This is a genomic window from Micromonospora sp. NPDC047557 (genome assembly GCF_043205095.1).
Lineage (GTDB): Bacteria > Actinomycetota > Actinomycetes > Mycobacteriales > Micromonosporaceae > Micromonospora.
Map to the genome: position 1 here is coordinate 1 of NZ_JBIDDK010000030.1, position 7091 is coordinate 7091.

At 69.8% G+C, this 7091-nt stretch carries 5 protein-coding genes; all 5 read right to left on the bottom strand.

Going from position 1 to position 7091, the window contains the following annotated elements; translation table 11 throughout:
• Positions 1-100 precede the first annotated feature (100 nt).
• Complete coding sequence (locus ACGGAQ_RS32490) at positions 101-3532, bottom strand: DNA-directed RNA polymerase subunit beta (protein ID WP_355426055.1); 3432 nt, start codon at positions 3530-3532, stop codon at positions 101-103.
• Between the two features lie 573 nt (positions 3533-4105).
• Positions 4106-4489 carry a 50S ribosomal protein L7/L12 gene (rplL, locus tag ACGGAQ_RS32495; RefSeq protein ID WP_007465324.1) on the bottom strand — a complete coding sequence of 128 codons (384 nt, stop codon included), beginning with the start codon at positions 4487-4489 and terminating at the stop codon, positions 4106-4108.
• Between the two features lie 52 nt (positions 4490-4541).
• Positions 4542-5090 (bottom strand): 50S ribosomal protein L10, encoded by a 549-nt coding sequence (gene rplJ / locus ACGGAQ_RS32500; RefSeq protein WP_007465325.1) that lies wholly within the window; start codon positions 5088-5090, stop codon positions 4542-4544.
• A gap of 339 nt (positions 5091-5429) precedes the next feature.
• Positions 5430-6119 carry a hypothetical protein gene (locus ACGGAQ_RS32505; protein WP_393056054.1) on the bottom strand — a complete coding sequence of 230 codons (690 nt, stop codon included), beginning with the start codon at positions 6117-6119 and terminating at the stop codon, positions 5430-5432.
• Positions 6116-6970 carry an ATP-binding cassette domain-containing protein gene (locus ACGGAQ_RS32510; RefSeq protein ID WP_393056057.1) on the bottom strand — a complete coding sequence of 285 codons (855 nt, stop codon included), beginning with the start codon at positions 6968-6970 and terminating at the stop codon, positions 6116-6118. The genes ACGGAQ_RS32505 and ACGGAQ_RS32510 overlap by 4 nt, the downstream gene beginning before the upstream one ends.
• Positions 6971-7091: the final 121 nt, after the last annotated feature.

A 7091-nucleotide genomic window follows, 5' to 3' on the forward strand; every position in this document is an offset into this window, starting at 1 on the left:
ATATCTTTCGCCCCCCCACCTGCGCTTCTTGGCGGTGTTTTTTTCGTTGTTGGGGGGGGGGGGGGGGGGCCCCCCCCCCCCCCCCCCCCGACCGCTCACCTCAGACCTCTTCGACCGAGCTCGGCTCGCGCCGGGACAGGTCGATACCCAGCTCCTCGGCGGCCCGGAACACCTCGTCGTCGGTCTCGCGCATTTCCAGGGCCACACCGTCGCTGGAGAGCACCTCAACGTTGAGGCACAGCGACTGCAGCTCCTTGAGCAGCACCTTGAACGACTCCGGGATGCCCGGCTCCGGGATGTTCTCGCCCTTGACGATGGCCTCGTAGACCTTCACGCGGCCGAGCACGTCGTCGGACTTGATCGTCAGCAGCTCCTGCAGGGCGTAGGCAGCGCCGTACGCCTGCATCGCCCAGCACTCCATCTCACCGAAGCGCTGACCACCGAACTGCGCCTTACCACCCAGCGGCTGCTGCGTGATCATCGAGTACGGGCCGGTCGAACGAGCGTGGATCTTGTCGTCGACCAGGTGGTTGAGCTTCAGGATGTAGACGTAGCCGACCGCGATCGGGTCCGGCAGCGGCTCGCCGGAACGACCGTCGAACAGCTGCGCCTTGCCGGTACGCCCGATCAGCTGCTTGCCGTCCCGGTTGGGCAGGGTCGACTCGAGCAGACCGGAGATCTCCTCCTCGCGGGCACCGTCGAAGACCGGGGTGGCCACGTTGGTGTCACCCTCGGACTCGTGCGCGTCGATCGAGCGGAGCTGGCGCTTCCAGTCGGCGTCGTCACCCTCGACCTTCCACCCGGTCTTGGCGACCCAACCGAGGTGGGTCTCCAAAACCTGGCCGATGTTCATCCGGCTCGGCACGCCGAGCGGGTTGAGCACGATGTCGACCGGGGTGCCGTCCTCCAGGAACGGCATGTCCTCGATCGGCAGGATCTTCGAGATGACGCCCTTGTTGCCGTGCCGGCCGGCGAGCTTGTCGCCGTCCTGGATCTTGCGCTTCTGGGCGACGTAGACCCGGACCAGCTCGTTGACGCCCGGCGGCAACTCGTCGCCGTCCTCGCGGGAGAACGTGCGCACACCGATGACCGTGCCGGTCTCGCCGTGCGGCACCTTCAGCGAGGTGTCCCGAACCTCACGCGCCTTCTCACCGAAGATCGCGCGGAGCAGCCGCTCCTCCGGGGTCAGCTCGGTCTCACCCTTGGGCGTGACCTTGCCGACCAGGATGTCGCCGGGGACGACCTCGGCGCCGATCCGGATGATGCCGCGCTCGTCGAGGTCAGCGAGCATTTCCTCGCTGACGTTCGGGATGTCGCGGGTGATCTCCTCCGGACCGAGCTTGGTGTCCCGGGCGTCGACCTCGTGCTCCTCGATGTGGATCGAGGTGAGCACGTCCTGCTGCACGAGGCGCTGCGACAGGATGATCGCGTCCTCGTAGTTGTGGCCCTCCCAGCACATGAACGCCACCAGCAGGTTGCGTCCGAGCGCCATCTCGCCCTCGTCGGTGCACGGACCGTCGGCGATGACCTGACCGGCCTCGACGCGGTCGCCCTCGAAGACCACCGGCTTCTGGTTGACGCAGGAGCCGGCGTTGGAGCGGCGGAACTTGTGCAGCAGGTACGTCCGGCGGTGGCCGTCATCCTGGTGGATGGTGACGTAGTCGGCGCAGAGATCCTCGATCACACCGCCGACCTCGGCGACCACCACGTCGCCAGCGTCGACCGCGGCCCGGTACTCCATGCCCGTACCCACGAGCGGCGCCTCGGCCTTGACCAGCGGCACCGCCTGGCGCTGCATGTTCGCGCCCATCAGTGCCCGGTTGGCGTCGTCGTGCTCGAGGAACGGGATCATAGCGGTCGCGACCGAGGTCATCTGCCGGGGCGAGACGTCCATGTAGTCGACGGCACCGGGGACGACGTCCTCGGTCTCGCCGCCCTTACGACGGCAGAGCACCCGCTCCTCGGCGAACGTGCCGTCCGCCTTCAGCCGCGCGTTGGCCTGGGCCTTGACGAACCGGTCCTCCTCGTCCGCGGTCAGGTAGTCGATCTGGTCGGTGACCCGACCCTCGACGACCTTCCGGTACGGCGTCTCGATGAAGCCGAACGGGTTGACCCGGGCGAAGGTGGACAGCGCGCCGATCAGGCCGATGTTCGGGCCTTCCGGCGTCTCGATCGGGCACATCCGGCCGTAGTGGGACGGGTGCACGTCGCGGACCTCGAAGCCGGCCCGCTCCCGGGACAGACCACCCGGGCCGAGCGCGCTCAGCCGACGCCGGTGGGTCAGGCCCGCCAGCGGGTTGGTCTGGTCCATGAACTGGGACAGCTGCGACGTACCGAAGAACTCCTTGATCGCCGCCACCACCGGGCGGATGTTGATCAGGGTCTGCGGCGTGATCGCCTCGACGTCCTGCGTGGTCATCCGCTCGCGGACGACCCGCTCCATGCGGGAGAGACCGACCCGAACCTGGTTCTGGATCAGCTCACCCACGGTGCGCAGACGACGGTTGCCGAAGTGGTCGATGTCGTCGGCCTCGTAGCCGTCCTCACCGGCGTGCAGCCGGCACAGGTACTCCACGGTGGCGACGATGTCGTCCTCGGTCAGCGTGCCGGTGGTGATCGGCACGTCGACTTCGAGCTTCTTGTTGAACTTGTAGCGCCCGACCTTGGCGACGTCGTACCTCTTCGGGTTGAAGAAGAGGTTGTCGAGCAGGGTCTGGGCGTTCTCGCGCGTCGGCGGCTCGCCAGGGCGCAGCTTGCGGTAGATGTCGAGCAGGGCCTCGTCGGCGCCGGCGATGTGGTCCTTCTCGAGCGTGGTCATCATCAGCTCGGACCAGCCGAACCGCTCACGGATCCGCTCGGCCGACCATCCGATGGCCTTGAGCAGGACCGTGACGGCCTGCCGACGCTTGCGGTCGATGCGAACGCCGACCGTGTCGCGCTTGTCGATGTCGAACTCCAGCCAGGCACCCCGACTCGGGATGACCTTGACGCTGGAGAGGTCGCGGTCGGAGGTCTTGTCCGGCTGCTTGTCGAAGTAGACGCCCGGGGACCGGACGAGCTGGCTGACCACGACGCGCTCGGTGCCGTTGATGACGAAGGTGCCCTTGGGCGTCATCATCGGGAAGTCACCCATGAACACCGTCTGGCTCTTGATCTCGCCAGTGGTGTTGTTGGTGAACTCCGCGGTCACGAAGAGCGGAGCGCAGTAGGTCAGGTCCTTCTCCTTGCACTCCTCGATCGAGGCCTTGACCTCGTCGAAGCGCGGCGCCGAGAAGGAGAGTGACATGGTGCCGGAGAAGTCCTCAATGGGACTGATCTCTTCAAGGATCTCCGCGAGACCCGAGCGTGCGTGCGGGTCGTCCGCCGACCGGCCCTGCCAAGCCTCGTTGCCGACGAGCCAGTCGAAGGACTCGTTCTGGATGGCAAGGAGGTTGGGGACCTCGAGGTGTTCGGTGATCCTGCCGAATGAAACTCGGCGGGGAGCGAATGCGCTCGACGTACGACTGGTCTTCGCAGGGCGGGAAGCTGCCAAGATGCGTCCTTCCGAGGACCGGTGCTGCAGAACGGCTGGTACGCGTGCACTCCAATGACCCCACCAGAAATATCCGTAAACGGACATTTCCGAGCAGGGGTCAAGTCGGAAGGCAGCGCAAACTAGCAGTGTAGCCGAGAGGCTAACCGCTGTCCAGCCCACCCCGCAGGTCGTTCGCGGAACGCGCCTCGGCCCCCGTAAACCGGGGTCTGCCGGGCCGCTCAGAACGCAACGTCCCCACTGGGCCGCTCGGGTTGCCGCGGCCGTTGGTGCCGCCGCTGTCATTACCCACGTCGTGGCCGTCGCAAGCGCGGTGTCTTGCTGGTGTTCAGCGTGCCTGGCAGCCCGGGGCCGCGTCAAGGGCCGGTATCCGGGTCGTCGGTTCTTTCCCACCTGAGGGCGACCGGGGCCGCACGTCCGGTGGTCCGGCATCGACCATCGACGCGCAGCTCAGGACGGTTGTCACTCGATCCACGAAACACGGCGGGCAGCGATCCGTATCGGATCACCGCCCGCCGCGACGCGATCGTGTCCCGACTCACTGAGCCGGGCACGCGCAGGTGGAACGTCAGGTCACTTGAGGGTGACCTTGGCGCCCTCACCCTCGAGCTTCGCCTTCGCCTTCTCGGCGGTCTCCTTGTTGACCTTCTCCAGGATGGCCTTCGGCGCGGACTCGACCGCGTCCTTGGCCTCCTTGAGGCCCAGGCCGGTCAGCTCGCGCACGACCTTGATGACCTGGATCTTCTTGCCACCGTCAGCCTCGAGGACGACGTCGAACTCGTCCTTCTCCGGCTCGGCCTCGGCGGCGGCCGGGGCGCCACCGGCGGCGGCAACCGCGACCGGAGCGGCGGCGGTGACCTCGAAGGTGTCCTCGAACTGCTTCACGAACTCGGAGAGCTCGATCAGCGTCATCTCCTTGAACGCGTCGAGCAGCTCGTCGGTGCTGAGCTTCGCCATGTCTGGCGTCCTTTCTAAAGGTTGTCTAAGAACGTGGGTGCGCCGCGCGGCCTCAGGCCGCCTCGGCGCCCTCCTGCTCGCGCTTCTTGTCCGCCAGGGCGGCCGCCGCGCGGGCGGCCTTGGAGAGCGGAGCCTGGAACAGGGCCGCGGCCTTGCTCAGGTTGCCCTTCATCGCGCCGGCCAGCTTGGCCAGCAGCACCTCGCGGGACTCCAGGTCGGCGAGCTTCGTGACCTCGGCCGCGGAAATGGCCCTGCCCTCGAAGACACCGCCCTTGATGACGAGCTTCGGGTTGGCCTTCGCGAAGTCGCGAAGCCCCTTCGCCGCCTCGACGACGTCGCCCGAAACGAAAGTCAGCGCGGTAGGACCGGTGAACAGCTCGTCGAGGCCGTTGATGCCCGCGTCCGTCGCGGCACGCTTCGCCAGCGTGTTCTTCGCGACCGTGTAGCTGGTCTCGGCGCCGAGCGAGCGCCGCAGCTGGGTGAGCTGGGAAACCGTCAGACCGCGGTACTCGGTCAGCACGGTGGCGCCCGCGTTGCGGAAGCTCTCGGTCAGCTCAGCGACGGCCGTGGCCTTGTCGGCCCGGATCGGCTTGTCCGCCATGTCCCTCCTCTCTCGTTACTCGAGGCTGGTCCCCGACACGGCCGAAGCCGGAGCGGGGGCGGAGGCAGCACGACAACGAAAAGCCCCGGCGCAGGGCGCACGGGGCGAGGGCCGGCGGATCGTCACGGTCGGCGGACCATGCTCACTGCCGAGTTACGCTTGCCGCCCTACGCGGGTCGCCCGTTGTCGCGGGACCTTCGACCGTGCCGGAGCACGGTGACCAGCGGTCTCTGGGTGGTTCCTCATCCATGGAAACACGGATGACGGTTGAAGAGTACGCGCCTGCACCACCAGCGCCAAATCGCCCCCGGTGAGCCGGGTCACGCGCAGCGTCGCTGGTCAGCCCTGGGCCCGCCGCCGCCACAGGTAGCCGGCGGTGACCGCCGCGCTCCACGCCGACGCCCAGAGCGTGAGCCCGAGCAGGGTCAGCGCGGCGCCGTCACCCGCGGTCGTCCGCGCGGTGGCCATGATCGGCGGCACCAGCCAGGGCGCCACCGAACCGCGCAGACCGAGCGCCACCGCGCCGACACCGCCGAGGGCCAGCACCGCCACGCCGTACGCGGCACCGACCACCGACGCCCGGCTGGCCAGCGCCCCGAGGGCAACCGCCGCGGGTACGGCCAGCAGGTGCGCCCACAGCCCCAGCGCGATGCCGACCGGCACCGACCGGTCCCCCGGCTCGACCGGGCCGGTGACCCCGCCCACCAACCAGGGGAAGAGCAGCGCGACCGCCACCGCGACCAGCGCCGCCACGCCGGCCGCCAGGAGCCCGGCCAGGCGCTCCCGGGCCACCCCGACCGTCACCTGGGCGAGTCGGCGCTGCACGTCCGGCTCGATATCCAGCAGGATCTTGGTCTGCCAGGCGAGCACCGGGAAGAGCACCACTGCCGAAACGCCGTACGCCTCCGCCGGCTGGGACCGGCCGCCGCCGTAGAGCGTGCCGAGCACGACGAGACCCGCGAGCAACGGCGCCAACGCCCGACCGGTCCGCAGGAAACCCGCCAGTCGCATCCGCACCAGGGCGCTCACCGGGCCTCCCCCGCTGCCTGCTCGACCGCGTCCACGCCCTCGGGCTGGTCGAGAGCCGGTTCACCGGCCGGCCGCAGCGGTGCCGCCGCGGGCCGGGCCTGCGGTGCGGTGATGGAGGTGTCGGCGCGTACCCGGAGAATCTGGTGGCCCTCGGCGCGCAACCGGGCGACGGTGCTGGCGACCCGCGCGGCCGGCACCGCGACCTCGACCACCGCGATGGCCTCCTCGTCGGTCGACGCGGTCTCCTCGGTCAGCGAGCCGGCGGCCACCGACCAGCGGCGCGCGCCCGGCAGCCGGACCGTTTCCCCGCGGTGGTCGCTGACCAGGACCGTGCCGCCGTCGGCCAGCACCTCGTCGATCAGCTCGGGAACCAGCTCGCGGGTCGCGGCGTCGAGGCCCTCCCACGGCTCGTCGAGCACCAGCAGGCCGGGCGGTCGCAGCATGGCCTGGGCGAGACCCACCTTCTGCGCGGTGCCCTTGGACAGCTCCGGAAGCCGCACCGAGCTGAACGCGCCCAGGCCGAGCCGCTGCGTCCAGGTTGTCACCGCCTCGTCGGCGGCCGACCGCCCCAACCCGGCCACGCGGGCCATGCCGGTCAGGTAGCGGGACACGGTGAAGGGCTGGTCGGCCGGGAAACGCTCCGGCACCCAGCCCACCCGGGCCGGCCGGTCGACGACCCGGCCCCGGCCCGGCCGCAGCACCCCGGCGGCCACCTGGAGCAGCGTGGACTTGCCCACCCCGTTGCGGCCCAGGACGACCGCGACCTCACCCGGACCGATCCGCACGTCCACGCCCCGCAGCACCCACGGACCACGCCGGTGATACCGCAACCAGACGTTCTCCAGCCGCATGCGATCGAGCTTGCCACACCACAGACGCGGCGGGGGGGGGGGGGGGGGGGGGGGGGGGGGGGGCGGGGGGCGGGGCGCGCGCGGGGGGGCCCGCCCCGCGCGCGGCGCCCGCCCCCCCCCC